At 69.3% G+C, this 25,682-nt stretch carries 28 protein-coding genes and 2 pseudogenes; 24 read left to right on the top strand and 6 right to left on the bottom strand.

The features are described 5' to 3' along the window. Window positions 1-71: 71 nt before the first annotated feature. Window positions 72-292 (top strand): annotated as a pseudogene (locus ACSYGN_RS14655) (P-loop NTPase family protein); the annotation flags it as partial. 40 nt (window positions 293-332) lie between these two features. Here ACSYGN_RS14655 and ACSYGN_RS14650 read toward each other — a convergent pair. The 3 genes from ACSYGN_RS14650 to ACSYGN_RS14640 all read right to left on the bottom strand — a co-directional run bounded on the left by ACSYGN_RS14650 (window position 333) and on the right by ACSYGN_RS14640 (window position 4,460). Beyond that, a complete protein-coding gene (locus ACSYGN_RS14650) occupies window positions 333-1,070 on the bottom strand; it encodes an SAM-dependent methyltransferase (protein WP_460403460.1) in 738 nt (245 codons plus the stop codon). Window positions 1,071-1,166: 96 nt separating this feature from the next. Then, window positions 1,167-2,456, bottom strand: coding sequence for a DUF1266 domain-containing protein (locus ACSYGN_RS14645; RefSeq protein ID WP_460395663.1), 1,290 nt, complete (start codon window positions 2,454-2,456; stop codon window positions 1,167-1,169). 270 nt (window positions 2,457-2,726) lie between these two features. Next, complete coding sequence (locus tag ACSYGN_RS14640) at window positions 2,727-4,460, bottom strand: chitinase (protein WP_460395661.1); 1,734 nt, start codon at window positions 4,458-4,460, stop codon at window positions 2,727-2,729. A 579-nt stretch (window positions 4,461-5,039) separates the two neighbouring features. Here ACSYGN_RS14640 and ACSYGN_RS14635 point away from each other — a divergent pair. The 17 genes and pseudogenes from ACSYGN_RS14635 to ACSYGN_RS14555 all read left to right on the top strand — a co-directional run. Then, window positions 5,040-5,831, top strand: a pseudogene (locus ACSYGN_RS14635) (hypothetical protein); the annotation flags it as partial. A gap of 437 nt (window positions 5,832-6,268) precedes the next feature. After that, window positions 6,269-6,976, top strand: a complete 708-nt coding sequence (cpaB, locus tag ACSYGN_RS14630; RefSeq protein ID WP_460395659.1) for a Flp pilus assembly protein CpaB — start codon at window positions 6,269-6,271, stop codon at window positions 6,974-6,976. Window positions 6,977-6,988: 12 nt separating this feature from the next. After that, complete coding sequence (locus ACSYGN_RS14625) at window positions 6,989-8,260, top strand: AAA family ATPase (protein WP_460395657.1); 1,272 nt, start codon at window positions 6,989-6,991, stop codon at window positions 8,258-8,260. A 23-nt stretch (window positions 8,261-8,283) separates the two neighbouring features. Next, on the top strand, window positions 8,284-8,676 hold the full coding sequence (locus ACSYGN_RS14620; RefSeq protein ID WP_460395655.1) for a TadE/TadG family type IV pilus assembly protein: 393 nt from the start codon (window positions 8,284-8,286) through the stop codon (window positions 8,674-8,676). A gap of 1 nt (window position 8,677) precedes the next feature. After that, window positions 8,678-9,055 carry a TadE/TadG family type IV pilus assembly protein gene (locus ACSYGN_RS14615; RefSeq protein WP_460395653.1) on the top strand — a complete coding sequence of 126 codons (378 nt, stop codon included), beginning with the start codon at window positions 8,678-8,680 and terminating at the stop codon, window positions 9,053-9,055. Between the two features lie 60 nt (window positions 9,056-9,115). Further along, window positions 9,116-10,453, top strand: a complete 1,338-nt coding sequence (locus tag ACSYGN_RS14610) for a CpaF family protein (protein ID WP_460395651.1) — start codon at window positions 9,116-9,118, stop codon at window positions 10,451-10,453. A gap of 15 nt (window positions 10,454-10,468) precedes the next feature. Continuing rightward, the gene (locus ACSYGN_RS14605) at window positions 10,469-11,413 is read left to right on the top strand and encodes a type II secretion system F family protein (protein ID WP_460395649.1); all 945 of its coding nucleotides are present in this window, start codon (window positions 10,469-10,471) and stop codon (window positions 11,411-11,413) included. A gap of 27 nt (window positions 11,414-11,440) precedes the next feature. Continuing rightward, window positions 11,441-12,328, top strand: a complete 888-nt coding sequence (locus ACSYGN_RS14600; protein WP_460395647.1) for a DUF5936 domain-containing protein — start codon at window positions 11,441-11,443, stop codon at window positions 12,326-12,328. 86 nt (window positions 12,329-12,414) lie between these two features. Then, complete coding sequence (locus ACSYGN_RS14595; protein WP_460395645.1) at window positions 12,415-13,953, top strand: sensor histidine kinase; 1,539 nt, start codon at window positions 12,415-12,417, stop codon at window positions 13,951-13,953. A 29-nt stretch (window positions 13,954-13,982) separates the two neighbouring features. Continuing rightward, window positions 13,983-14,852, top strand: a complete 870-nt coding sequence (locus ACSYGN_RS14590; protein WP_460395643.1) for a response regulator — start codon at window positions 13,983-13,985, stop codon at window positions 14,850-14,852. A 130-nt stretch (window positions 14,853-14,982) separates the two neighbouring features. Beyond that, window positions 14,983-15,213 carry a hypothetical protein gene (locus ACSYGN_RS14585; protein WP_460395641.1) on the top strand — a complete coding sequence of 77 codons (231 nt, stop codon included), beginning with the start codon at window positions 14,983-14,985 and terminating at the stop codon, window positions 15,211-15,213. Beyond that, entirely contained in the window at window positions 15,213-15,800 is a 588-nt protein-coding gene (locus ACSYGN_RS14580) for a pilus assembly protein TadG-related protein (protein WP_460395639.1), read from the top strand. The genes ACSYGN_RS14585 and ACSYGN_RS14580 overlap by 1 nt, the downstream gene beginning before the upstream one ends. 34 nt (window positions 15,801-15,834) lie before the next feature. Continuing rightward, window positions 15,835-16,419 (top strand): hypothetical protein, encoded by a 585-nt coding sequence (locus tag ACSYGN_RS14575; protein WP_460395637.1) that lies wholly within the window; start codon window positions 15,835-15,837, stop codon window positions 16,417-16,419. Window positions 16,420-16,426: 7 nt separating this feature from the next. Beyond that, the gene (locus ACSYGN_RS14570; protein WP_460395635.1) at window positions 16,427-17,068 is read left to right on the top strand and encodes an OmpA family protein; all 642 of its coding nucleotides are present in this window, start codon (window positions 16,427-16,429) and stop codon (window positions 17,066-17,068) included. Between the two features lie 140 nt (window positions 17,069-17,208). Continuing rightward, window positions 17,209-17,622: a hypothetical protein gene (locus tag ACSYGN_RS14565; RefSeq protein WP_460395633.1), complete on the top strand. Its 414-nt coding sequence runs from the start codon at window positions 17,209-17,211 to the stop codon at window positions 17,620-17,622. A 192-nt stretch (window positions 17,623-17,814) separates the two neighbouring features. Next, the gene (locus ACSYGN_RS14560) at window positions 17,815-18,192 is read left to right on the top strand and encodes a type II toxin-antitoxin system RelE/ParE family toxin (RefSeq protein WP_460395631.1); all 378 of its coding nucleotides are present in this window, start codon (window positions 17,815-17,817) and stop codon (window positions 18,190-18,192) included. Continuing rightward, entirely contained in the window at window positions 18,189-18,527 is a 339-nt protein-coding gene (locus ACSYGN_RS14555; protein WP_460395629.1) for an XRE family transcriptional regulator, read from the top strand. Before ACSYGN_RS14560 ends, ACSYGN_RS14555 begins: the two co-directional genes overlap by 4 nt. Window positions 18,528-18,708: 181 nt before the next feature. Here the strand turns inward: ACSYGN_RS14555 and ACSYGN_RS14550 are convergent, their stop codons facing one another. Continuing rightward, a complete protein-coding gene (locus ACSYGN_RS14550) occupies window positions 18,709-18,900 on the bottom strand; it encodes a hypothetical protein (protein ID WP_460395627.1) in 192 nt (63 codons plus the stop codon). A gap of 11 nt (window positions 18,901-18,911) precedes the next feature. After that, window positions 18,912-19,451, bottom strand: a complete 540-nt coding sequence (locus ACSYGN_RS14545; RefSeq protein ID WP_460403458.1) for a DUF5753 domain-containing protein — start codon at window positions 19,449-19,451, stop codon at window positions 18,912-18,914. A 277-nt stretch (window positions 19,452-19,728) separates the two neighbouring features. Between ACSYGN_RS14545 and ACSYGN_RS14540 the strand changes: the two genes are divergently transcribed. The 3 genes from ACSYGN_RS14540 to ACSYGN_RS14530 all read left to right on the top strand — a co-directional run bounded on the left by ACSYGN_RS14540 (window position 19,729) and on the right by ACSYGN_RS14530 (window position 22,599). Beyond that, window positions 19,729-19,860, top strand: a complete 132-nt coding sequence (locus ACSYGN_RS14540) for a hypothetical protein (protein ID WP_460395625.1) — start codon at window positions 19,729-19,731, stop codon at window positions 19,858-19,860. 213 nt (window positions 19,861-20,073) lie between these two features. Beyond that, window positions 20,074-21,924 (top strand): hypothetical protein, encoded by a 1,851-nt coding sequence (locus tag ACSYGN_RS14535; RefSeq protein WP_460395623.1) that lies wholly within the window; start codon window positions 20,074-20,076, stop codon window positions 21,922-21,924. A gap of 84 nt (window positions 21,925-22,008) precedes the next feature. Continuing rightward, entirely contained in the window at window positions 22,009-22,599 is a 591-nt protein-coding gene (locus ACSYGN_RS14530) for a hypothetical protein (protein ID WP_460395621.1), read from the top strand. Window positions 22,600-22,609: 10 nt separating this feature from the next. Here the strand turns inward: ACSYGN_RS14530 and ACSYGN_RS14525 are convergent, their stop codons facing one another. Beyond that, window positions 22,610-23,020, bottom strand: a complete 411-nt coding sequence (locus ACSYGN_RS14525) for a DUF192 domain-containing protein (protein WP_460395619.1) — start codon at window positions 23,018-23,020, stop codon at window positions 22,610-22,612. Window positions 23,021-23,123: 103 nt separating this feature from the next. On the opposite strand from ACSYGN_RS14525, the gene ACSYGN_RS14520 reads away from it, so the two are divergent. The 3 genes from ACSYGN_RS14520 (at window position 23,124) to ACSYGN_RS14510 (ending at window position 25,504) form a co-directional block, all read left to right on the top strand. Next, the gene (locus tag ACSYGN_RS14520) at window positions 23,124-23,888 is read left to right on the top strand and encodes a prepilin peptidase (RefSeq protein WP_460395617.1); all 765 of its coding nucleotides are present in this window, start codon (window positions 23,124-23,126) and stop codon (window positions 23,886-23,888) included. 78 nt (window positions 23,889-23,966) lie between these two features. Then, window positions 23,967-24,542 (top strand): dihydrofolate reductase family protein, encoded by a 576-nt coding sequence (locus tag ACSYGN_RS14515; RefSeq protein ID WP_460395615.1) that lies wholly within the window; start codon window positions 23,967-23,969, stop codon window positions 24,540-24,542. Between the two features lie 86 nt (window positions 24,543-24,628). Beyond that, a complete protein-coding gene (locus ACSYGN_RS14510) occupies window positions 24,629-25,504 on the top strand; it encodes an LLM class flavin-dependent oxidoreductase (RefSeq protein ID WP_460395613.1) in 876 nt (291 codons plus the stop codon). The last annotated feature ends 178 nt before the right edge of the window (window positions 25,505-25,682 follow it).

The raw sequence follows: 25,682 nt of genomic DNA, 5'->3' as shown, positions 1-25,682 counted from the left end.
CCCAAGCTCCGCCCGCCCTTCAGGCCGTTCCGGCCGGGGTGGGCGGAGCCAAGTCGTGCCTGATCAAGGTGCCCGGCGCCGCGAACATCGGCCTGATCGATCTGACCGCCCGCTACGCCCGGAGGCTGGATTCCACGTCGTCGTCGAATGCATCCTCTACGCCGACCGCTACGGAGACATGCTCGCCCAACTGCGCGCCGACCACCGGGGCCCGACCCACGGCTACTACCCGGACGTGCCGTTCCGTGAGACCGTCGCCCGGCACGCCACCAAACTCATCGCCGACGACGTCACGTGGCACGTGGCGGGCCGTCACGTGCCACATGCCGCCGTCACGGCTTCCGGGCCACTGCCACATAGAGCGGGACCTGGGCCGGTGCTCCCTGGGCGAGGTCGGGGTGCCAGTCGGTGGCTACCTGGATGCCCGGGTCGATGAGGTCGAGGCCCTCGAAGAAGCGGGTGAACTCGGCGCGGGAGCGGACCTGGGCGGGGATCCCGCTGTCGCGGTAGATGTCCACGATCTTGGCCCACGTCTCCGGAGCGAAGTCCCCCGTCACATGTGTGAGCACGAGGTGGCTGCCGGAGGGGAGAGGGTCGAGGAGGTCCTTCACCAGGTCGTAGGGTCGGTGCTCGTCGGACAGGAAGTGGAGCAGGGCCACCAGGGACAGCGCGATCGGCTGGTCGAAGTCGAGGATCTTCCTCGCTTCCTCGATGATCTTCCCGGGCTCCCTCACGTCGGCCTCGATGTACTTGGTCAGCCCCTCGGGAGTGCTCCGCAGCAGTGCCTCCGCGTGACGCAGCACGATGGGGTCGTGGTCCACGTACACCACGCGTGCGGCGGGAGCGGCCTCCTGGACCACCTGGTGGAGATTGGGTGCGGTCGGAATCCCGGTCCCGATGTCGAGGAACTGGCGTACACCGCTCTCCGCCAGGAGCCGACCGGCCCGGTTCATGAACTTGCGGTTGATGCGTGCGGCGGTTCCGATCTCCGGGAAGAGGGATATCACCCGCTCCGCCGCTTCCGAGTCGACCGGATAGTTGTCCTTTCCGCCCAGGTAGTAGTCGTACATGCGTGCGGAGTGCGGCTTGCTGGTGTCGATGGGCGTGAAGTTCTGCTCTGCCTCGGCCAAGGGAGTCTCTCCTTCAGGTGTGAACCCGCCCGCGGGTCAACGGAACGGGATGGTGAGCCAGGGGCTGCCGGGTTCGGACATCAGGACGCGGTGGGTGTCCAGCACGCTCGTGTACCAGTCCCCGAACTCCTCGTTGTCGAAGTGCAGACACCGGCCCAGGATGTAACCGGCGGAGAAGTCCTGCCAGGAGCGGTACGAGCGCGCGGCGGCGACCCCCGCCTCGATGACGGCCGCCTCGGCCTCTTTCAGGTCGCAGTACCGGGCACCCAGCCCCCAGCGTGCCATCCCCGACGCCCGCCCGATGTCCCACGCGTCGACGGAGCCGATGAACTGGTTCTCGGCGAGGATGCCGTCGGCCCGGAACCGGGACTCGTAGCGTGTGATCCGGCCGATGAGATGCTGAACGCCCTTGACCCGCGCCTCGGTCTCCGACTCCGGGACCGTCGGCGTGCTGGTCACACCGTCGGGCGTGATGACGCTCTCCCCGGCCGAGCGCCGCCGCAGTACGCGTGCCGCCGTCTCACGCCAGTACGACGTCTCGACGTACCCCCCGAAGTCGCGGGCGATGGCCCGCCGCACCTGAAGTGCGAAGTCCCACACGGCGTTGGCCCCGTCGAGGGCTAGCAGCTCACGCTGCTGGACCTGCCACTCGGCGCGGCTGCCGACACCCCACCACTCCCGCAGGGATGTGCGCTCCGCCGGATAGCCGTGGCCGTGGTACGCCATCGCGTTCCACGGCTGCCCCTGGCGTACGAAGAGCAGCGCGCCGCAGGCCAGACCGCGGGCGACAGGCCCGTCGAGGGGGCCCCCGACCCGGAGGGTGCGCAGCGACTGCTCCCGCTCGGGAACGCCCAGTTGCTCGGACGGCTGCGCCCAGGCGGCGGAGTACGGCGGCGCGCTGGGCAGGAACGCCTCGCAGGGGCTGCCGGGATTGACCACGACGTACGGCGGATCGCCCGGCTGCCACACCTTGGCGAACCAGGCGAGCCGGTTCCAGTCGAACACCCGGTGCGGCTCCGGCGGCGGCAGCATGCCCTCGGTGTAGACCGCCCAGATCAGCCCACCGGTGCGTGGATCGCGCCCGAACACCGGGACGGTGGCGCTTTGTTCGGAGTCGGCCGCGTCACGCCGGATCTCGAAGTACACCCGTTCCCGGGCGAGTGCATCGAAGTAGCCCGGCCAGTCGTCCCGCGACTTGGCGTGCAGCAGCGCCTCCTCCGCATCGGTCGGCGGGATCCAGGCGGGAGGGGCGGCGGGAGCGGCATGGGGAGCAACAGCCGGAGCGGTGAAGGGAGCAGCAGCGGCAGTCGGAGGTGCGGGAGGCACCGGAGGGACCGGAGGCACCGGAGGCCGTGCAGGACCGGAACCGGTGGGTGGTGGCCCGAACGACATACCGTTGACCTATCAGCTGTCGGCGATGTGGATCCGCAAGCGGCGAGCGCGCAGGATGATCCACCTTACCTTCGTGGGGAACAGATGAACGCCCGGCCCCGTGGAGAAGGGCCGGGCGTTCGTCGTGAACCCGATGGGTCAACCTGCCGTCAGGCAGCCGGTGTTACGTCAGCAGCGGCTGTACCCACAGGCGAGCAGCCGGCGTTATGGCAGCGCGTGCACGTGCGGGCCCACCGAGCCCGACCACGAACTCCCCGCGCTCGCGTCCCAGTTGGTCGACCACGTCATGGCGCCGCGCAGGTCCGGGTACGTCTTCGAGGGCTTGAAGGTGCCGCAGCCCGTTCCCTTGGCCAGGCAGTCCAGGGCGTTGTTCACGACCGAGGGGGAGACATACCCGCTGCCTGCCGCGCTGGTGGAGGCCGGGACGCCCAGGCCCACCTGGGACGGGGCCAGACCGCCTTGGAGCTGGATGCAGGCGAGGGCGGTCAGGAAGTCCACGGAGCCCTGGCTGTAGACCTTGCCGTCGCAGCCCAGCATCGAACCGCTGTTGTAGTACTGGGTGTTGACGACCGTGAGGATGTCCTTGATGTTCAGGGCCGTCTGGAAGTAGCCGTTGGACGTCGACTGCATGTCGATGGTCTGCGGGGCCATGGTGATGACGAGGGACGAGCCCGCCTTGGTCGACAGCGACCGCAGCGCCTGCGACATGTACGTCGCGTTGATCCCGTTCTCCAGGTCGATGTCGACGCCGTCGAAGCCGTACGTCTGCATCAGCGAGTAGATCGAGTTCGCGAAGTTCGCCGCCGATGTCGAGTCGGTCACCGAGATCGAGCCGTTCTGGCCGCCGACCGAGATGATGACCTTCTTGCCGGCCGCCTGCTTGGCCTTGATGTCGGCCTTGAACTGGGCGACGGTGTAGCCGTTCAGGCCCGCCGAGTCCAGGTTGAACGTCACCGCGCCCGGTGTCGTCGTGGCGTCCGCGAAGGAGACCGCGATGATGTCGTACTGGGACGACACGTCCGAGATCTTCTGGACCGTCGCGCCGTTGTTGAAGTTCTGCCAGTAGCCCGTCACGGCGTGCTTGGCGACGGTGCCGCCCCCGCCTCCGCCGCCGCCCGAGGCGTCCGTCTTCGCCGTCACCGCGGCCGACTTCGGGGACTCACCGGCCGAGTTGGTCGCCGTCACCTGGAACGAGTACGACGTCGAGGCCGACAGACCCGTCAGGGTCGCCGAAGTACCCGTCACCGAGGTCGTCTTGGTGCCGCCCTGGTAGACGTTGTAGCCCGTCGCGCCGGAGACCGCCGGCCAGGAGAGGGAGACCGAGGAGGAGGTCGTGCCCGACACCGTCACGTTCGTGGGGGCCGCGGGGATGGTCGGGGCCGGGTCCGTGCCTCCGCCGCCGTCCGCGCCGTAGACCGACACGTCGTCCGCGTAATAGGCCGCCTGGCCGTACCAGCCGTGCGTGAAGACCGTCACGGACTTCGTCGACGCGCCGGTCGTGAAGGTCGTCGTGAGCTGCTTCCAGGACGACGAGTCCGGCGTCCACGTCGACACGTCCGTGGTGCCCGTGCCCGTCACGCCGAGGTAGGAGTAGCCGCCCTGCACCCACGCGCTCAGCGTGTAGGTCGAGTTGGGCTGCACCGCCACCGACTGCGTGCACTGCGCGAAGTCCAGGTTCGCCGGCGTCGCCTTCAGGGCCGTCGAACCGCCGTGCACCGGCGACGACACCGTCGCACCGCTGTTCTCCGAGCACGTCCAGTTCGTGAGGCCCGACTCGAACCCGGAGTTCTTCACGTTGTTGACGTCGGCCGCGGAGGCGTTGCCGATTCCGGCGTAGGTGAGGGCGAGCGCGGTGGCCGTGGCTCCGGCCGCCGCGATGATCCGGGTCCGCTTCCTCGCTCGCCTGCGGGTGCGGGTCCCGCCTCTGCTGTCGGGCATGCCTGCTACGGGGTCCACTAGGGCCTCCGGTGGGGAAAGGGAGTGGGGGATGGGAGGCATGGGGATGCTGTTGCGACGGTGGCCACCGTTTCCTCCTGCCCTTCCAAGGTGGTCCAGACCAATCGGTCGTGTCAAGCGGTCCAGACCAACTCCGCCCCTCTGTCGGTCCGTTACGTCCCTTCCTTCGCTCACATGTCCGATGGCGTCGGGCGGTGAAGCGGGCGCCCGCGCTACGACAGACGGTGAAACGGGCGGCCGTACGGCGGCAGACGGTGAAACGGACGGTCGTACGGCGAGTCGCACGCGTAGGTGACGCCCGCTGAGGGAAGCGAAGGTGAGGGACCGGACGGAGGTCCCACGTCAACCGAATGCTCTACCTGCCCCGTTTTGACGCAACTTGTGCGACGCAGTTGCCGCTCAGCTACAGAAACGCTGTTCTCCGGCCACGAAGGCGTGGCTACAGTGCTCAGGTAGTCACGCAGTGAAGTCATCTCGGCGTATTGGAGTGACACCGGTGGGCCGAGGGTGAGTAGCGGGGAGCTGCGCGTGCCAACTGCCATCGCCGTGACCAGTGCCGACATGGCGCTGCCGCCGCAGGACGAACGGACCATGCCCGCGGTCGTCCTCCAAGACCTGGACAAACGGCCCCTCGACCAGGTGCTCGCCGACTTCCAGACGCTGATCGACCAGTGCGGGCACGTCATCGTCGTGTGCTCCCGGGCCGTGCCCGAAGGGGTGGAACAGCGGCTGCACACCGTCCGCTCCCTCCTGGAGAGCGACCGGATCGCGCTCTTCAGGCCGGATCTGCCCCCGCTCGGACTCGCCGTCCTCGCCCGCCAGTTACGCCAGCTCGCCTCCTGCGACCTCAGCCCGGGCGTCCTCGCCTCGGCCGGACGGCTGCTCACCCACTACGTCCACTGCGGCGCCGTGCTCAACTCCGTGACCCGCCTGGACCGCGTACCCGTCGATCTGCGCCAGCACGCGAAGTCCTGGGTGCCCGGCAGCCAGTTCGGGGTCGTCGCCCACCCCGAGCCGCAGCTCACCAGGATCGGCCCCGACACCGCCCTCGCCGGGCCCGAGTTCGGCACCTGGATGCTGGTCGCCAAGGGGCAGCTCCAGACCGACTGGGTCAACTCCAGCCTGGCCACCGCCTGGAGTGTGCTGGGGCTGCGCGAGTGCCCGCTGCCCGCGGAGTCCGCCCGGTGGTGGGGCACCGGCAGGCTTGTCGAGTTCTGCACCTATCTGCCGGACCTCTCGGTCCTCTATCAACTGGTCGCCTCCGTACGGCAGAACGTCTGCCACTGGTGCGGCATCGACGTCATCGGTGACCGCTGCGTCTTCTGCTCGGCGGTCCCGCCCGTCTACGACACTCCGCTCGCGCGGGCCGTCGACGGCCGCCACGCGGAGGGCAACGGCATCAGCCGTGACTCCCGGGCCCTCGACAGCCGGGAGGGCGGCCGGCGCGGCCGTGGCCGCGCCTCCCGCGCCATCGAGCCCCGCACCTCCCGCACTTCCAGCGACACCCGCGACACCCGCGACACCCGTGCCATCCCCGGCCGCAGTCCCCTCGCCCTGGAGAGCCGCGGCTCCCACGCCCGGCAGAACCGAACGCCACCCGGCTGAGTCCTCACCCACACCGGACCACACGTGACCGCAAGGAATCGGCCGGGTACGGAGTGCGCACAGATCAACGCTCTCCAGAGCTCATCTCCACAGCTCATCTCCACCGCTCACCCCCGCCGACCGCCGGAACCGCCCGCACCACACCCGTCCGCTCGACCGATATCCCCAATGAGGTTGTACGGTTCATGAACTCCCGTCAGCGCCGCGGCGTGATACTGCTGATCCTGTCGGTCCTCTGCGCGCTCGGCGCGTTCGCCGGCGTGCTCTCCGTCATCAGTGACGCGAAGTCGAAAGTCGGTCCCGAGGTCACGGCCTACCGGGTCAAGGATGACATATCGCCCTATACGACGCTGTCCACGGGCCAGTTCGAGAAGATCCAGATGCCCGAGCGGTGGCTGTCCGACAACGCCGTGACCGATCTCCGCCAGCTCCAGGGCAAGATCGCGGTGACGACCCTGCGCAGGGGCTCGCTGCTCCAGAGCGACATGATCGTCGACCAGCCCGCCCTCAAACCGGGGGAGCAGGAGGTCGCCATCATGATCGACGCGGCCACCGGCGTCGCCGGGAAGATCACCCCGGGCTCCACGGTCAACGTCTACGCCACCTTCGAGGGCAAGCGCACCAGCGACCCCGACCTCTCGAAGATCATCGTCACCAACGCCCGGGTCCTCGACGTCGGCAGGATCACCGCCCTCGAACCGGACCGGGACAAGAACCAGCAGCAGGCCACCGACGCCGTCCCCATCACCTTCGCGCTCTCCACGAGCGACGCCCAGCGCATCACCTACGCCGAGTCCTTCGCGCAGCGCGTGCGGCTGGCGCTCGTCGCACCCGGCGGCAGCACCACCGTCCCGGACAAGGACCGCACGTACGAACTCGCGACGGACAAGTGAGAGGCCGCAGCAATGCCCACGAGGATCCTCCCGGCCGTCGGTGACGTGGACGCCGTACGGTCCATCACGACGCTGCTCAGCCAGCTACCGGACGCCGAACCGGTGCTCCCCGTCACCGACTCGACCATGCTGATCGACACGCTCGCCCGGCTCGCCGCCGAGTCCATCGACGAGCTGCCCGAGATCGTGGTCGTGCACGAGCGGATCGGCCCCGTGCCCGCGCTGGAGCTGATCCGTGAGGTCGCGCTGCGCTTCCCCGCCGTGGGCGTCATCCTCGTCAGCTCCGACGCGGGACCCGGTCTGTTCGCCGCCGCCATGGACTCCGGCGCCCGCGGTCTGGTCGCGCTGCCGCTGTCCTACGAGGAACTCGCCACCCGCGTCCAGGCGGTCGCCCAGTGGTCCGTGGGCGTACGGCGCCATCTGGGCCACGGCGGCGACGTGTTCAGCGGAGTCGGCGGCACCGTCGTCACCGTCAGCGGCGCAAAAGGGGGCGTGGGAGCCACCCTGACGGCCATTCAACTCGCGCTCGCGTCCCAGGCGTCCGGACGCAGCACGGTCCTCGTCGACATGGACCTCCAGACCGGCGACGTCGCCTCCTACCTCGACATCCAGTTCCGCCGTTCCCTCGTCGACCTCGCCTCGATCACCGACATCTCCCCGCGCGTCCTCGCCGAGGCCGTCTTCCGGCACGACAGCGGCGTCGCCCTGCTGCTCGCGCCGGGCGACGGGGAGCGAGGCGAGGAGGTCACCGACCGGGCCGCCCGGCAGATCGTCAGCGCACTGCGCTCCCGCTACGAGGTCGTCGTCATCGACTGCGGCGCCCAGCTGAGCGGCGCCAGCGCCGCCGCCGTCGAGATGGCCGAGCGGGCGCTGCTGATCACCACCCCTGACGTGGTCGCCGTACGGGCCGCGAAACGCACCGTGCGGATGTGGGACCGGCTCCAGATCCGCAAGGCGGAGGAGACGACCCTCGTCGTCAACCGCCACACCAAGGCCACCGAGATCCAGCCGCCGCTGATCCAGCGCATCACCGGCACGACGGTCGCGGGGACGGCGATCCCCGCCAATTTCAAGGAACTTCAGGGCGCCGTCGACTCCGGTCGGGTGCACCAGCTGGACAACAAGGGCGCGGTGAAACAGGCGATGTGGGGGCTCGCGGCGGAACTGGACCTCGTCCGTATCCCCGAGGGCGCCCAGCGCGGCGGACGGCTGCGCAGCGACCGGGGCTCGGTGAGCTTCCGGCGGCGCGGCAGGGACGCGGGACGGGACGGAGGAGGGGGATGAGGACCATCCAGAGGAAGTGCGGGATGAGAGGCATCCGAGGGAAGTTACGTGACGACCGGGGCCAGGTCGCCGTCGAGTTCCTCGGCATGACGCCGGTCATCATCATCACGCTGGTGCTGTTGTGGCAGTGCGTTTTGGTGGGGTACGCCTACACCCTCGCGGGGAACGCTGCGGACGAGGGGGTGCGGGCGGGGACCGCGGCCACCCGTGGCGCGCGCTTCGGCGCGTGCCGTGAGGCGGCGCTCAAGCACCTGTCGGGGGCGTGGCGGGAAGGGGCGAGCGTGACCAAGTGCGGCGGGAACGGCTATGTGACCGCCGATGTGTCCCTCAAGGTCCCGGTCCTCTTCCCGGGCTCCATCGACTTCCCCGTGACCGTGCACGGCCATGCGGGCGCGGTGGAGGAGGTGAAGGACTGAGATGCCGGATCAGAAGACGCCGGGCCGGCGTGCATGCGGGCGGCGACGCCGTGACCGGGGGCAGGTCGCCATCGAGTACCTGGGGTTCATCCCCATCCTGTTACTGGTCGGCCTCGCCGCCATCCAGCTGGGGGTGGCCGCCTACGCCGCCCAGCAGGCCGGTACGGCGGCCCGTGCGGGTGCCCGTGCCGCCTCGCTGCGGGAGGACGCCGGAGCGGCGTGCGCGCAGGCGGTCAGCGGGCGGCTCGCCGTGACGTGCGAGTCGTCGGGCGGTGGCGACACGGTCACCGTCACCTCCCACGTGACCATCCCGCCCGTCTTCCCCGGCCTCGGGCACATCGAGGCCTCCAGGAGCGCCACCATGCCCGTCGACCACTGAACAGTGGACCACTGAACATCCGTACCTGAGCCGTATCTGAAGGAGCGAGGAGCACGACCCATGAGCCTGCGGGCACGCATCAACTCCCCCGAGGAGCACGGCAGCAGGGGCGAGGACGGCCATATGGTCGCCACGTACCGCGCCAAGCTGCTGCAGGAGATCGACCTCGCGGAGATGAGCTCGCTGGCCGCCGCCGAGCGCAGAGCGCGCCTGGAGCGGGTGCTCGGGCACATCATCAGCCGCGAGGGCCCGGTGCTGTCCACGGTGGAACGGGCGCAGCTGATCCGCCGCGTGGTCGACGAGGCACTCGGCCTCGGCATCCTGGAGCCGCTCCTCGAGGACGCCTCCATCACGGAGATCATGGTCAACGGCCCCGACGCGATCTTCGTCGAACGAGCGGGCCGCGTCGAGCAGTTACCGCTCCGCTTCGCCTCCCACGACCAGCTCATGCAGACCATCGAGCGGATCGTGTCGACGGTCAACCGCCGGGTGGACGAGTCGAATCCGATGGTCGACGCCCGTCTCCCGTCCGGCGAGCGCGTCAACGTGATCATCCCGCCGCTGTCGCTGACCGGCGCCACCCTCACCATCCGCCGCTTCCCGCGGTCCTTCACACTCCAGGAGATGATCAGCTTCGGCTCGCTCGACGAGCACATCCTGTTCCTGCTCGCGGGCCTGGTGCAGGCGAAGTTCAACATCATCGTGTCGGGCGCGACCGGCACCGGCAAGACAACCTTGCTCAACGCGCTGTCCGGGCTGATCCCCGGGGGCGAGCGCATCATCACCATCGAGGACTCCGCGGAGCTCCAGCTCCAGCAGTCCCATGTCATCCGTCTGGAGTCCCGCCCGCCGAACGTGGAGGGCAAGGGCCAGATCAGCATCCGCGACCTCGTCCGCAACTCCCTCCGTATGCGCCCCGACCGGATCGTCGTCGGTGAGGTCCGGGGCGGCGAGTCCCTCGACATGCTCCAGGCGATGTCGACCGGCCACGACGGCTCCCTCGCCACCGTCCACGCCAACAGCGCCGAAGACGCGCTGATGCGCCTGCAGACCCTGGCGTCCATGTCCGACGTCGAGGTCCCCTTCGTCGCGCTCCACGACCAGATCAACAGCGCCGTCGACGTGCTCATCCAGCTCACCCGGTTCGCCGACGGAGCCCGCCGCATCACCGAGATCGCCCTGCTCGACAGCCACGGCGGGGAGCCGTACCGCCTCGCCACCGTCGCCCGCTTCGACGCCCAGCCGATGACCCACAACGGCCGTATCTACGGCGCCTTCCAGCACTTCCCGCTCACCCGCCGCACCGCCGACCGCCTCTACATGGCCAACCAGCCCATCCCGCAGGCGTTCGGCGTCGCCCGCAGCGCGGACCAGCTCGCCACCCGAGAAGCCAGGTAGGTAGGTACCGTCCCCATGGATCTGCACACCCTCGTCCAGCTGACCACCGGCATCACGCTGCTGACCTGCGTCCTGGCGGTGCTCGGCCTGCACACCTACGCCATGGGCAAGGCACAGCGGGCGGCGCTCGTCGAACGCCTCTCGCACACCGGGCAGATCCCGGCCGCCGGCAGGCAGCGCCGGTTCCGCGGCCTGGACCGGCGGCTGCGCCGTACGAAGGCCGGCAAGAAGCTTGAACTGAGGCTGCTGACGACCGGATTGGACATCACGCCGGGCGAGTTCTTCGTCTACATGATGGCGGCCGTCGTGGGACTGTGGCTGGTCGGACAGGCGTCCCTCGCACCCTTCTTCGGCCCGATCGCTGGACTGCTCGGGGTCTGGGCGGCCCTCCAGTTCCTCAACTGGCAGCGACAGAGGCGCATCGAGAGGTTCATCGGCCAACTCCCCGAAATGTCCCGCATCCTGGCCAACGCCACCCAGGCCGGACTCGCCCTGCGCACCGCGATCGGCATGGCGGCGGAGGAACTGGAGGCACCGGCGGGCGAGGAACTGGCCAAGGTCACCAACCAGTTGGCGGTCGGCCACTCCATGGAGGACGCCCTCGGCGAACTCGCGGACCGTCTCCCCTCGCGCGAACTGGTCGTCCTGGTCACCACGCTGATCCTCTCCAACCGGGCGGGCGGCCAGGTCGTCGGCGCCCTGCGCAACCTCACGGAGACCCTGGAGGAACGCAAGGAGACCCGGCGCGAGGTCCGCACCCAGCTGTCCCAGGTCAGCATGACGTCGTACGCCGTTCCCGTACTCGGCATCGGCTCGTTGTTCCTGATGAACGGGGTCAAGGACGGCGCCCTGGACCGGATGACCGGGTCACCGGTCGGCCAGGCGTGCGTGATCATCGCCTTCGGTCTGTACGCCGTCGGATTCGTCCTGATCCGCCGCATGTCCCGTATCGACATCTGAGCACCGGGAAAGGAGAGCACGAGCGACATGGCACTGCTGCTCGCACTGCTGATGGGCCTCGGTGTGTGGGGCGTCTTCGCCGGCATCCGCATGTACCGCGCGGACGCCAAGCTCCCGAGCGACCTGGCGCTCGCCCTGGAGGTCGGCGCCACCCGCACCGGCGCCGTCGACTCCGTCATCGACCGCCTCGGCATGCGCTACGCGCCATTCGTGCTACGGCTGATGGGCCCGCGCCTGGTCGCCAAGTACCGCACGAAGATCGACCTCGCGGGCAACCCCGGCGGCCTCACCATCGACCGCTACGCCGCCCGCCGCGCCGTCTACGGCTTCCTCGGCGGCTTCGGCGGCCTGGTCATGCTGATGAAGGGCAACTACTTCGTCGCGCTGCTGCTGTTCGCGTTCGCCGCGTTCTGGACCGAGGTGGGGATCTGGTCGGCGATCCGGATCCGCAAGGACGTCATCGAGCGCACCCTGCCGGACTTCCTCGACGTCCTCGCCGTCGTCGTCAGCGCCGGGCTCGGCTTCCGCCAGGCCCTGGACCGGGTCGCGTCCCACTACGAGGGCCCGTGGGCCGACGAACTGCGCATCACCCTGCGCCAGATGGACCTCGGAATGAGCCGCCGCCAGGCCTTCGCCGAACTGCGCCGCCGCAACGACTCCGAGCAGGTCGCCATGTTCGTGTCGGCGCTCCAGCAGGGCGAGGAACTCGGCGCGCCGATCGTCGACACGCTGGTCTCGCTGGCCAAGGACATGCGCCGCACCGACGCCCAGAACGCCCGCCGCAAGGCCGCGCGGGCCGTCCCCAGGGCGACCCTGGTGATCACCACGTTCATGGTCCCGGCGACGCTGCTGCTGCTCGGCGCCGGGCTGCTGCTGGGGTCGGGGACGGACTTCGGCACGATCGCGGGGAAGTAGGGGGGCGGGGCGGTGGTGATGACGGGGGTGCCGGTAGTGATGGCCGTATTCATGCCCTTGGCATTCGGGCGCCGGGAGAGACGGTCATGACCACGACATGGGAACGCACCGGACTGCTGTGGCGGCGCCCGAAGCCGCCAGAGATCACCACGCCCCCGGCGGGCACGGTCCTCCCGGCCCACACGCGCACCGGCGCACCGGACGTCCCGGTCACATCGGTGACCCCGGCCCTGCCGCCGGGCTGGGCCCCAGCCGACGGCGTCCGCGGGGGCCGTGAGTCACTGCCCGGGGTGCCGAGACAGGTCGGCCCCGGCACGACGCCGGAGGCCCCGCCACGCAGCCGCCCGCCGGCACCCCTGCCCGCCGAACCGGAACCCGCTCAGCCACCCCTGGAACCAGCGGCCCCCGCCCTCCCCCTCCAGGTGAACGCCCTCCAGGCGATGTGCCGTCAGGTGTTCGCGTTCCGCCTGGCGATGATCGCGCTGGCCGCCCCGGCCGCACTGGTCAACGCGTCACCGGGTGTGCCGGTGCGCTTGGTCTCGACGGCGGTCGTGGTCACGTTCATGGGCTCGTACGTCCTGTTCCGCGACTGGGAACGCTTCGGCCCCCTCCTCCTGCGCCACCCCTCACTGCTGGTGGTGGACACCCTGCTGGGCTCCCTGCCACTGGTCTCGGCGGGCCCGGACACGACGCTCGCCTACGTCGGCGTCTGCACACCGCTCCTCGCAGGCATCGTCTACAGCTGGCGCGGCGCCGCCTGCTTCGCCTCCCTCCAGTCCCTGATCCTCCTGCTGGTCCACGCGACACGGCAGGACCTGCACCGCAACGTCCCCGAGTCCCTGCTCCTGCCCGGGCTGTGCATCATCGCGGGCGCGATGGGCTCCAGCCTGCGCAACCTGATGCTCCGCTTCGGCACCGCGACCCAGGCACTGACCGAGGTGCAGGCACGGCTGGCGGTCACGGAGGCGGTGAGCGCGGAACGGGCGAGGCTGGCACGGGAGATGCACGACTCGGTGGCGAAGACGCTGCACGGCGTGGCACTGGCGGCAGACGGGCTGGCCAGCACGACGAGTACGGAGCGGGTGGACGGTGCGCGGGTGAAGGGCCAGGCGGAACTGGTCGCCCGTTCGGCCCGCCGGGCGGCAGCGGAGGCCCGAGAACTCCTGGCGGACCTGCGCCGCGAGAACGACCCGAGGCATGGGACGGACGTCCTGGTCGAACTGGCGGCGCGAACGAGGGACTTCAGCACGCGAACCGGTCTGATGGCGGCGTACCACCCGACGGGGGAGCACGCCGTCCCGCCCGTCCCCCCGGCGGTGGCCCGCCAACTCCTCACCATCGCCACGGAGGCCATGGAGAACGCCCACCGCCACGCGGTCGCGACCCGGGTCGACATCAGCGCGGGCGTCCATGGCGACCTGCTGCGCATCAGTGTTTACGACGACGGCAAGGGCCTGCCGCCGGGCACGAGTCTCGAACAACTGCGCCGCTCGGGCCACTTCGGCCTGGTGGGCATGGTCGAGCGGGCGGCGTCGGTGGGGGCGCGTATCAGGGTCGGCCGGGGCGGGCACCCGACGGGCACGGAGGTCCGCTTGGAGCTACCGCTGGCGGCGCTGACGACATGAGCGGCGAACCGTACGAGAGGAGGCAACAGATGCCGGACAACCAGGAGTTACCACCTTTCCCTCCGGCTGCGCCCAGGGCGCCGCTCAGGGTGGTCGTCGCGGACGACAACCCGGTGGTGCGGGCGGGCCTCACGGCGCTGCTCTCGGGCCGCGCCGACATCACGGTGGTCGCGGAGGCGGAGGACGGCCGCGAGGCCTACGAGGCGGCGACCCGGCACCGTCCCGACGTGGTCCTGCTGGACGTCCGGATGCCCGGAGTGGACGGCATCTCGGCCCTGCCGTACCTGGTGCGGATCGCGCCGGTGGTGATGCTGACGTACAGCAGGGAGTCGGAGATCGTCCAGGAGGCGCTGCGGAGAGGGGCGAGCGGCTACCTGGTCCACGGCGAGTTCACGGCCGACGAGCTGGTGACGGCTGTACGGGACATCCGGGAGGGCCGGGCTCACTTCTCGCCTACGGCGGCGGGGGCGTTGTTGGCGCAGTTGCGGTCGCAGGGGGTGGGGACGGTGCTGCCGGAGGGACTGGGAGCGGGTCAACCTATCACTACGGCAAGGAACTTCGGGCCAGAACCGCTCCTGTCACCAACTAATTCTTCAGAAAACCTTTCGCAAGTGCAACCAGGTGTGGGACAGTCGTCGTCTGGGTGGAAGAGCGGTCACCTGCCGGCCGCTCCCGACAGGTCGCGGTTCCAGCTCAGCACGAGGGAGGCGGAGATCATGGACCTCATCGCGTCGGGGATGAACAACCAGCAGATCGCCGCCATGTGCTTCATCAGCGAGAAGACGGTCAAGAACCACATCAACCGCATCTTCGCCAAGCTCCACAGCACCAGCCGCGCGGAGGCTGCCGCGAAGTGGCTGGGGACGGCACCGGGTTCTGCTTCGCAAGGGCTGAGGTGAGCGGGGATGACACGGACAAGCCGCTCATGGGCCCGGAATTGGGCCCTGGGATGGGTCCCCGGACCCTCCGGTGGGAAGGGTCATCCGGCATACGTTTTTGGCACCGAAAGCGATCCCGGAGGGGAGCCCCATGAGCGATGTGATGCTGAAGGCGGCCGTCGCGGCCAAGGTGCGGGTGAATGGTTGGAAGAACACCACGGTCGACGCCATGCAGCGCCGGGCTGGCGACAAGGGCCAGACGGCGGTGGAATACCTGGGCATCATCGCGGTGGTCGTGGCGATCGTTCTGGCGATCACGGGTACCAACATCGGGCAGACGATCCTCAACAAGATTCAGGCGAAGATCAACGAAATCACCTGATGCGTCTGCGCAGGTACCACGACGCAGGGCAGGCCTTCCCCATCTACATCACGGTGGTGGCGGGCCTGCTCTTTCTCGCGTTCGCATATTTTGCGGTCGGCCAGGCCGCAGCCAATCGGAACGGCGCCCAGACAGCCGCCGACGCGGCGGCGCTCGCGGCGGCCCAGGACACCCGGAACAAGCTCGCGGCCCTGTGGGTCACGGACGTGCTCGATCCGACCAAGTGGCAGGACATCTTCAACGGCAACCAGGCGGTCCCGTCCTGCGCGCGCGCCTACGACCTCGCCGCTCAGAACGATGCCACGGTGCTGTCATGCGTACCGGGTCTCCTGAGCTACACCGTGGAAGTGCAGACCAGCAAGACCGTCGGCCAATCCGTCGTCCCCGGCACGGAGAGCAAGAAGTCGACGGCCACGGCCACCGCGGTGATCGAGGCGCTCTGCACATTTGAGCTACCGGGCGCAGACGCAGGGCAGGACACACTTCCGCAGCTCAGCTGCAAAGACAGGGACTGGAATCTGGATCCCAAGAACCTGACGAACCTGCCGAAACCCCAGGACCTGTTCGACGTCCATCTGGCCGACTGACTAGCGAACGACGAGTGGAGAAGGAAGCAGAGCAATGAGCATTCGGTTCACTGCGAAGGCCCGTAGGGGGATGGTCGTGCTTACTGTTGCGGCCGGTCTGGCCCTCGGAGTGGCCGGTTGCGGCAGCGGAAGCAGCAGCGATGACAAGAAGCCGGACTCGTCGGCGTCCGCGTCGAAGAACGGTGGTTCGAATCCGAGTGCTCAGGAGGGGCAGTCCGCGACGCCCCTGGCCGAGCTGAAGGGCACCGATGGCCTCCTCCTTCAGATCACTGCGGCCCAGCGTGACTCGGGCGGATTCGTCACGGTCAGCGGGAACCTGAAGAATGACGGTGCGAAGTCGGTTGTCGTGCCAGCGCAGACAAGCGGCGACGAGACCGAGATCGTCAAACACGGCCCCTCGCTCGGTGGTGCAACGCTTGTGGACTCAAAGAGCAAGAAGCGCTACTACGTCCTGCGTGACACCGAAGGCCGACCGCTGACCACCACGGGCCTCGGGACGCTGGAAGCCGGCCAGTCGCTGCCTGTCTTCATGCAGTTCCCGTCCCCGCCGACGGACACGACCGAAGTCACCTTCCAACTGCCGACCTTCTCCAGCGGCACGATCAAGATTTCCGGGTGAGGTTCCCATGACCCACACCCGGACGACGACCCCGCGCCTCGCCCTGGTCGTCACCGCAGCCACCGTGCTGATCGCCACCAACCTCGTGGGCGCCACGACTGCTCGTGCCGACGACAGCCCCAGCGTCCCCCCGGGTACGGAGGCGTCGGCCTCGGCACCCGTACAGATCGACGCCAACGACCCGGACCTGAAGCTCCCCGAGGGCGGCACCCTCGCCGACCCCAAGGTCCTGGACATCAAGTCGGTCGTGGAGGACCAGTCGGGCGACGAACGCCGGGAGGACACGAACACGGACGTCACCTTCGCCCTCCAGGCCGAGGTTCTGTTCGGCAAGAACAGTGCCTCGCTGAACGCCGAGGCGAAGGCGCGTATCGCGACGATCGCCGCGGAGATCAAGAAGCAGAACTCGACGCACATCCGGGTGTTCGGCTTCACGGACAACCTCGGCAGCCACTCTCACGGCGTCGACCTGTCGCGTCAGCGGGCCAACGCCGTACAGGCCGTCCTGGACGACGACTTGAACGACCCGAACATCGTCTTCGACGTGCGTGGCTACGCCGAGCAGTACCCGATCGCGGACAACTCGACGGAGGAGGGCCGCAAGAAGAACCGCCGGGTCGAGGTCTCGTTCCCGAGGACCCAGAACTGAGCCCACCGGGGGAGCGGGCGCCGCTCCTGTAGTTGACCTCCGACCAATTCGAGGAGGTCTGGGACACGGCCTGTCGGCAGATCGAATCCCGGGTCGGCTGACCTCTCGGCCCTGCGGAGGATTCTTGGCATCCTCTCGGCATGACCCCGACCCTTCCCCGCACCGTCCGAGCCGTCGACACCGCTCAGCTCCTGAACCTGGCCCAGGAGGCGGCCAAGCACGGCTTCAGTCAGCGGCTCCCGGTCGACTGGCTCCAAGCGCACCTGGCGGTAGAGGCAACGCACTACCTGTTCCCTACGCTGGTCCAGCGGCTGAGGCATCGTCCCGAGGTGCCGTTGCAGTGGAGGTGCCAGCAGCTGCTGACTGTCAGGACCGGCGAACAGATCTTGGGTCTCCTCGACGTCCTTCCCGACACCTTCGACAAGATCCCGGAGACCTTGGACGTGGAGTCCAAGAAGGACGTCGTCAGCCGCATCGAGCATGCGATGACCGTGCGTGAGTGGGCCGAACGGCCGGCCGCTGATGACGGTTCTGAGGAAGAGCCACGGATCTGAGACAGGGCACCCGGAAACGGCCTGAGCCGGTTCAGAAACCCGCTGGTCAGAGCCGTGTTCTATGGTACGAGCGCGAGATCTTGCCACGATGCAGGGTCTCAGAACTCGCTGGATGCCACACGGGTTCACTCGAAAGCATGAGCTGCCCTGATCCCGCTCTACGAAGTTAATGCTTGCGTTAACTTCGTAGCCGTGGCTCAATGGGAAGTGATTCTGGTGGCCGAAGTCGCCACTTGGTACGACGCACTGGTCGAAGAGGACTGGGGCAGTGCGGAACAGGTGGAAGATGCGATTGACATGCTGGCTGCGACCGGGCCGACACTCGGACGGCCGCTGGTCGATCGGATCAAGGGTGCCGAACAGCACCATATGAAGGAGCTGCGGCCCGGGTCGTCCGGGAGCGGGGAGATCCGCATCCTTTTTGCCTTCGACCCGATTCGTCGCGCGGTGCTTCTCGTGGCTGGTGACAAGGCCGGCGACTGGCAGGGCTGGTACGACGCCAATATCCCGCTGGCTGAAAAGCGCTATCAAAGCCATCTCACCGAACTCGACTCCAGGGAGTACGAATGAGCAGCGTCAGCTGGGAGGAGACCAAGCGCAAGGCGCGGGAGCGTCGTATCGCGGCGGGCCTGCCCGTGCGTACGGCCGAGGAGAAGCAGGCGGCCATGGACCGGCTGGCCGCCGAGGTGCGGGCGTATCAGCTGGCCGAGGTGCGGCGCGACCAGGCGCTCACGCAGCGTGATGTTGCCGCGGCGATGGGGGTTTCGGCGCCGCGCGTTTCCTCGATTGAGCACGGTGAGGTCGACCGCACCGAGGTTGCGACCCTCCGGTCCTACGTGGAAGCGCTCGGCGGCAGGCTCCGGGTCGTCGCCGACTTCGGCGACACCGAGTACACCGTGGCGTGAGCAAAGAGGCTCTTGGCCGACTGCAAAATGTGGTCCGCCTGGTCGCCTTGCCGGCCGTCCAGCTCCATTCCGCGGCCGCAAGGCTTGATCCGGCCGCGAGACGGAGAACATCGTCCCAGGCCAGCGATTCACGGCCGTGTCATGGATCGCGAGACCCTACACCCGCTCCCCGGGGCGACGCTTAGAGCAGGTGGTCGGCTTTGCCGGCCTTGATGTCCTGGATGAGGGCGCGGAGGGCTTCGCGGCTGTCGGTGAGGTAGTGGCCTTCCTGCGCGGCTACTGCGATGTAGGCGTTGCCCTTGTCGTCGGTGCCTATGCGGAAGCAGTTGTTGCCCTCGCCGCAGTAGGGGGCTTCCCAGTTGATGTCGGTCATGGTCGCTTCCTTCAGAATTCGTGGGCGATGCGGAGGATCAGATCGCGGGATGCCGACGACGACAGCGCTGTGGCATCCATCCAGTCCAAGTGGGCACGGTACTTGGTGAGTTGTGCCTCGGCTCCCATGAATTCCGGTCCGTGTGCGGAATCCAGCTGGACCGTGTCCAGTTGTGGCACAGCGCCGTGTGCATAGAGAAGCGCGTGTCCGGCGCCGGGGAAGCCGCTCACGCTTATCGGGATCACGCGAACCTCAATGGTGTCGTGCTCGGATCGCTCGGCGAGATCCTTCAATTGCGCATGGCTCACCTCCTTGCTGCCGAACGGCATACGCAGGGCGGCCTCATGGACGTAAGCCACGTACGGCAGCGATTCAGACCGGTCGAAGACCTTTTGGCGCTCCATACGGTGGGCCACGCGCAGCTCCACCTCAAGTCGGCTCAGAGCTGGAAGCACTGCGGCAAAGACAGCGCGCGCGTACTCCTCGGTCTGGAGAAGGCCGGGGATGTGCATAACCTGTGCCGTCCGCACGCGGCTGGCGTGCCATTCCAGTTCGGCGATGTCCAGCAGCCCGACGGGCAGCGTGCCCCGGTAACTCTCCCACCAGCCCCGCTGCTTGCCGTAGACCGACGCCGCCGTACAGGTCGTCAGCGAACTGGCCGCCTGCGCCTGCCGGTTCTCGTCCGCCGCCGAGGTCTACCTGTCGCTGCGCTACCGAGACGGCACCCTTCGGGTCGTCCTCTACGACAGCCACACACGCCACGCCCACCCCCACCTCGCCGCGGCCTGCGAGGCACGCCGCAGGGCGGCCCTGCGCCTCCTCCGCTGCGTGGTGCGCGCCTGTCGTGGCGACTGGGGTTTCGACGACGCCAGGGAACCCGGCGGCGGCACCCGTATGTGGGCGGTGCTGCCCAGGGCAGGCGCCCGCGCCTACGGCGGGGTCGGCTGCGCCACCGGATGAGAACTCCCTGCGCAACCACGGGATTTGGGCGTCGATTTGGGCCCCCGGGCCCATCTCGCCCGTCCTGCCCCTCCCTAACCTCTGGCGGTGTCGTGGACGTAGGACGGCGGAGCCGGGGGAGGGGCCATGGCCTCGAACGGGGGAGTTGCGGGTGCTGGACCGGAGGGCCCCGGGGCCGTAGACCTGGCCGGTGCCGGTCGCAGGGCGGCTCGTATGCCGGGCCCGCTCTCCGCAGCCCTCGTCCTCGTCCACGCTCTCTTCGTCCTCACCGTTCTCGGCGGCCTCGGCCTCCTTCTGACGGCTGCCGCAGCTGGGGCCCTCGACGGTCGGCTCCTCGCCCTCACCGTCTACGGCGCCGCCCCCGGCACCCTCGGCTGGTGGCTCGCCCGGCGCAGTTGGACCGGCGGTATCCGGACCTGGGGCGCCCTGGTCGCCGTACAGCTCTGGCTGATCGCCGAAGCCCTCGCCAACCTCGCCGCCGGGTCAGGGCGTGCCGTCACCCAGCTCCTCCTCCCGGTCGTCATCCTCGTACTGCTCCTGCGGCGCGACACCCGCCAGTGGTACGACCTCCCGCCACACGTGCGCGCCCTCCGCCGCCCCTTCTCCCTCGCCCGCGTGATCCGCTGGCGCCGCGACGACGGACAGACCTCCGTCGAGTACGCCGGCCTCGTCGCCATCGTCGCCGCCCTCATCGCCGCGCTGCTGGTCAGTGGCATAGGCACCCAGATCTACGGCGGCCTGCGCAACGCCGTCTGCGAAGTCACCGGCTCCGCCTGCCCTGCGCCCGCACCCGCAACCGGGCCCGCAGAAGGCTCGTCGACGACCACCGGCACAACCACCAACACCGGCACCAAGCACGAAGACAACCACCCCGACCCCGGCTGCTTCTCCGGCGTCGGCGCCTTCTTCGGCTGTGCCGGTGACCAGCTCAAGCAGGTTGGTGAGGGCCTCGTCGTCGACGGTGTCTGGGGCGATGTCACCGGCATCGCAGACATGGTCGTGCACCCGGTCGACACCCTCAAAGGCATCGGCGACTACGGCAAGAAGCTCGGCCACGACTGGTCGCAGAACTCCAAGGATGCCGGGAAGAAGTGGTCGGACGGCGACTACCTCGGCGCCCTCTGGGACTGGACCGGCGCCTCGGCCAAGACCGGCGGCACCGTCCTCTACGACCTCTTCATCGGTGACGACGTCGCCAACGACTGGAACAACGGCCAGAAGACCCGCGCCGTCAGCCACGTCGTCTGGAACATCGGCTCCCTCTTCATCCCCGGCTACGACGCCGCCAAAGTCGTGGGCAAGGCCGACGAACTCGGCAAGCTCAGCAAACTGGGCAAGCTCGGCAAGCTCGCGGAGGAGGCGGCCGAGGCCGCGGAGGACGCCAAGAAGGCGGCCAAGGCCGGTGACTTGGCGGCAGCCGAACGCGCCGCCAAGGAGGCCGAGGAGGCCGCCGCGGAGGCGGAGCAGAGGGCCAGGAAAACGGGCTGTCTCATCGGCGCCCCGGCCCGCCGCATCCCCTACGACGGCACCGAAACCCCGTACGACGGCACCGGCACCGGCACCGCACGCGCCTACGGCACCACCGTCCTCGCCGCCGCGGACGCCCCGCGTCTCCTCCTCGCCGAGGAAGGCTGCGACAAGGAGGCCCAGGAGGCGGCCGAGGAAGCCCGCAGGCTGGCCGACGAGGCCGACGAAGCCGCCGGGCTGATGACGAAGGACGCGAGCGCGGCGGCCAAGAACCCTTCCGTCGGGCAGGGCGACCCCAAGAAGTTCAAGGACCACTTCCAGCGCCACAAGAAGGTCGTCGAGGACGCTCTCGGTACCAAGTACAAGAAGCTGGGCGAGGACGGGCCGCGGTTCCTGAGCGATATCCGGGAGAACATCAAGAACGGCACATTCCAGCTCGTCGGCAAGGGAACGTTGAAGAAGGGCGAACCGGAAGCCCTCATCTACCGTGGCAGGGGCGTCACCATCGTGCTGAGGGAGAACGGCGACTTCTGGACCGCCCTGAAGACCGGCGAGGGCCTGGACACCGCCATCGTCATCACCAAGAAGGCCCAGTAGTCCGGCAGCAGCACGATCACCCGCTCACTCGCATCACCCGCATAACCCGCGCACGCCACTCGTCCCCCACAGACAGGAGCAACCGTGCCCCGATCCCGCCCGACCCCCTGGACCCGCGTCGAGGAGGCCCTGCGTGACCAGCGCGTCACGGACGTCCTCGTACCGGGCCGGATCGACCGGGACGACGCGATCACCCGCTTCACACCACAACCGCTCGTGGTGTTCGTCGTACTGGACGAAGGGGCGCTACGCCTGGAATCGGTGGGCCAGTACAACCACCTCGACGTCCGCTACGTCGACGCGATCGACCTCGACGGCATCGAACTCTTCGAAGCCGTACGGGAAGAGGGTGACGAGGTCGCCCTCGCCTCACTCGGCGAGCAACTGTTCGGCGACGGCTGGGACCGCCTCCGTTGCACCTCCCTGCGCCGCTTCACGGACACAGGCGTCCAGCCGGACCCGGAGGAAGGCGAGTTGAAGTGCCTCGCCCTCGAACTCGAGTCCCACTTCTGGGTGTTCTTCGATCCGACCTGGACCTTCGGTATCCGGATCGGCAACGCCGAGGACATGCGCCGCTGGGAGCGGGAGTACGGCGACCAGCACGAGGACGCCGAGGACGCCGAGCACGACGAGGACGACGAGAAGCAGGGGGACAGCGAGGAGCGCACCGGCTAGGAACCCGTGGTCACCCCCCAGCTCCCACCCGCACCTCCACCTTCACCCCCACCCCCAACCCCCACCCCGCCATGACCCCCGCCCCCGCCTCCAGCACATGCCGGGAACGCAACCGGGGCAGCCCCATCCGCCCCGGTCTCATCGTGCGCACCGCGATGACCGTGAGGTCCCGGTCGAGGTACGCCACGTCGATCGGGAAGCGCATCCGGAAGGTGTGAATGCTGTTCGCCGGAGAGAGAAGGATCGCCCCCTCCACCGCGTCCCTCCCCAACAGCCCTTTCGTACGCGCCCGGTACGACGCGGCGATCTCCAACGGAACGACAACGGGAACGACAACGCGACCGGCACCGGCACTAACCCCGTCGCCAAGTCCCGCACCCCCCACGACCAGTTCACCCCACCCGTCGCTCCAACGCCCCATCCCCGTCCACCCCTTCGTCAGGACCGCCGTACCGCCGTCCACAACGGCAGACTAGGCCCCCGGACCCATCCCCCCCACCGCCCCTTCCCACTAAGGTCCCCGCGTGCGCGCACTCCTCCCACCGCTCCCGGCCGTTCTGGCCGTCCTGGCCGCCCTCTGGGGCGCCGGAACGGGACTGCTGCTGCCCAGGGCCGCCCACCGGCTGTCTGTGGAGGCGGAGGAGTCGTGGAGCGGGAGCTGCCCCGGGGGCCACCCGATAACGGGGGCCTTCGGCGGCTGGCTGGGCCGGGCGCGCTGCACAGAGGCCTCCGCCTGCGGCCCGTACGGCCCGAACACGGCGACGACCGCGACCGTCACCGCCCTCGTCTGCGCCACCCTCACCGCTGCGAGCGGCCCGCATCCGGAGACGGCCGCCTGGCTGCTCATCACCCCCGTCGCCCTGCTCCTGGCCCTGGTCGATCTGCGCGTACACCGTCTCCCCGACGTCCTCACCCTCCCCCTCGCCGCCGCGACCGCCGCCCTCCTCGGCCTCGCCGCCGCGCTCCCCGGTGCCACCGGCTCCTGGCCCACGGCGCTGCTCGGAGGACTCGCGCTCGGGGCGGCGTACTTCGTGCTGTTCCTGATCAACCCGGCCGGGATGGGCTTCGGCGATGTCAAACTCGCCCTCGCCCTGGGCACGGCCCTCGGCTGGTACGGCTGGCCGGTCCTCCTCACCGGCGCCTTCGCGGGCCTGGTCTACGGCTCCCTGTACGGCCTCGCCCTGGTCGTCCTGCGCCGCGCCGGGCGTCGGACGGCGATCGCGCTCGGGCCCTTCATGATCGCCGGGGCGTTCACCGGGCTGCTGCTCGGCGCGTTCACCACGGCGTGAGCCGGTCGGCGTCGTACGCTGCCGGACCAGCCGGCGGCGGCGGACGGGCGCGTCGGCGCGCACGAGATCGGATGCACCATGCGAAAGATCGTCCTGACGATGTCGGTGTCGCTCGACGGGTACATCGAGGGCCCCGGTCACGACATCAGCTGGCACCGCGTCGACGAGGAACTGCACCGGTACATCAACGAAGACCTCCGCCCGATGGGCGCGTTCCTCAACGGCCGGGTCACCCATGAGCTGATGGCCGCGTTCTGGCCCACCGCCGACGCCGACCCCGAGCTGGACCCGGCCATGGCCGAGTTCGCCGGGATCTGGCGCGAGATGCCGAAGTACGTCTACTCCCGGACCCTGCCCGAGGGCCCTGCCGAGTGGAACACCACGATCGTCGGGGACGTCGTGCCCGAGGAGGTCGAGGCCCTCAAGGCGCAGCCGGGCGGTGACCTCGCGCTCGGCGGGGCGGACCTGGTCTCCTCCTTCCTCCGCCACGACCTGATCGACGAGTTCCGCGTCTACGTCCATCCCGTGCTCATCGGCGGCGGCACCCCCCTCTTCCCGCGCCCGGAGACCGGGACCCTGATCCCCCTCCGCCTCATCGGGTCCCGCACCTTCGGCAACGGCGTCGCGCTCCTCACATACGACCGGGAGCGATGAGCCCGAAGAGGACGGCAACCAACTTCCCTCACCGAAAACAGAGGTAACGAGTTGTAGGAAGGCGCCCGAATCGATAGGAAGATCCCATGACTGGACTCGGCGCCGTTTTCCGGCCTCAGCTTCCGCCCGAGCGACTGCGGGCCATGGCCCGTCTCGCCGAGGAGACCGGACTGGAAGAACTCTGGCTGTGGGAGGACTGCTTCCGCGAGGGCGGTCTGACGGCAGCCGCCGCCGCGCTCGCGTGGACCGAGCGGACGCGTGTCGGCGTCGGACTGCTCCCGGTGCCGTTGCGCAACGTCGCCCTCACCGCGATGGAGACCGCAGCCCTGCACCGTATGTTCCCCGGCCGGGCGGTCGTGGGCGTCGGGCACGGTGTGCAGGACTGGATGGGCCAGGTCGGCGCCCGCGCCGCCTCCCCGCTGACGCTCCTGCGCGAGTACACCGGCGCCCTGCGCGCCCTGCTGCGCGGCGAACGCCTCACGACCACCGGCCGCTACGTCACGCTCGACGACGTGGCCCTCGACTGGCCGCCGCAGGAGTCGGCCGAAGTGCTGGTCGGCGCTACCGGACCGCGCACGCTGCGGCTGTCCGGCGAGATCGCCGACGGCACGATCCTCACCTCGGCCACCCCGCCCGAGGGCGTACGCCGCGCCCGCCGGCTCATCGACGAGGGCCGCACGACGGCCGCCCGCACCGCCGGGCCGCACCGCGTGGTCGTCTACCTCTACGCCGCCACCGGCCCCGGCGCCGCCGCCCGGCTCCAGACCGAGCTGACGGCGGAGGGCCTGGACGCCGTACCCGACCTGGGCGCGGCGGGCGACGCCAAGACCGTCGCCGAAGCCGTCCAGCGCCTGGCCGAGGCGGGCGCCGACACGGTCATCCTCCAGCCGACCGCCGACGAACCGGACCCCGAGTCCTTCTTCCGCTTCACCGCGGAGGAGGTCCGCCCGCTGGTGCCGTAGCACCCGGAGCCGGGGCGCCAGCCCGCCATCGGACGGTGATGTCCGTCATACGGGCCCGCGCCGCCGCCTGATACCGGGATGGCCGGGAACCGACGTCCCGGTGTTTTCCGATCGTTATCAAGCGGCCCTCGCGTCACATCCGTCTCTCACGTAGGTTCAGACCAAGGTAATTCGCGTG

Source organism: Streptomyces sp. YIM S03343 (assembly GCF_054729195.1).
This window is presented reverse-complemented; position numbering and strand designations above follow the sequence as displayed.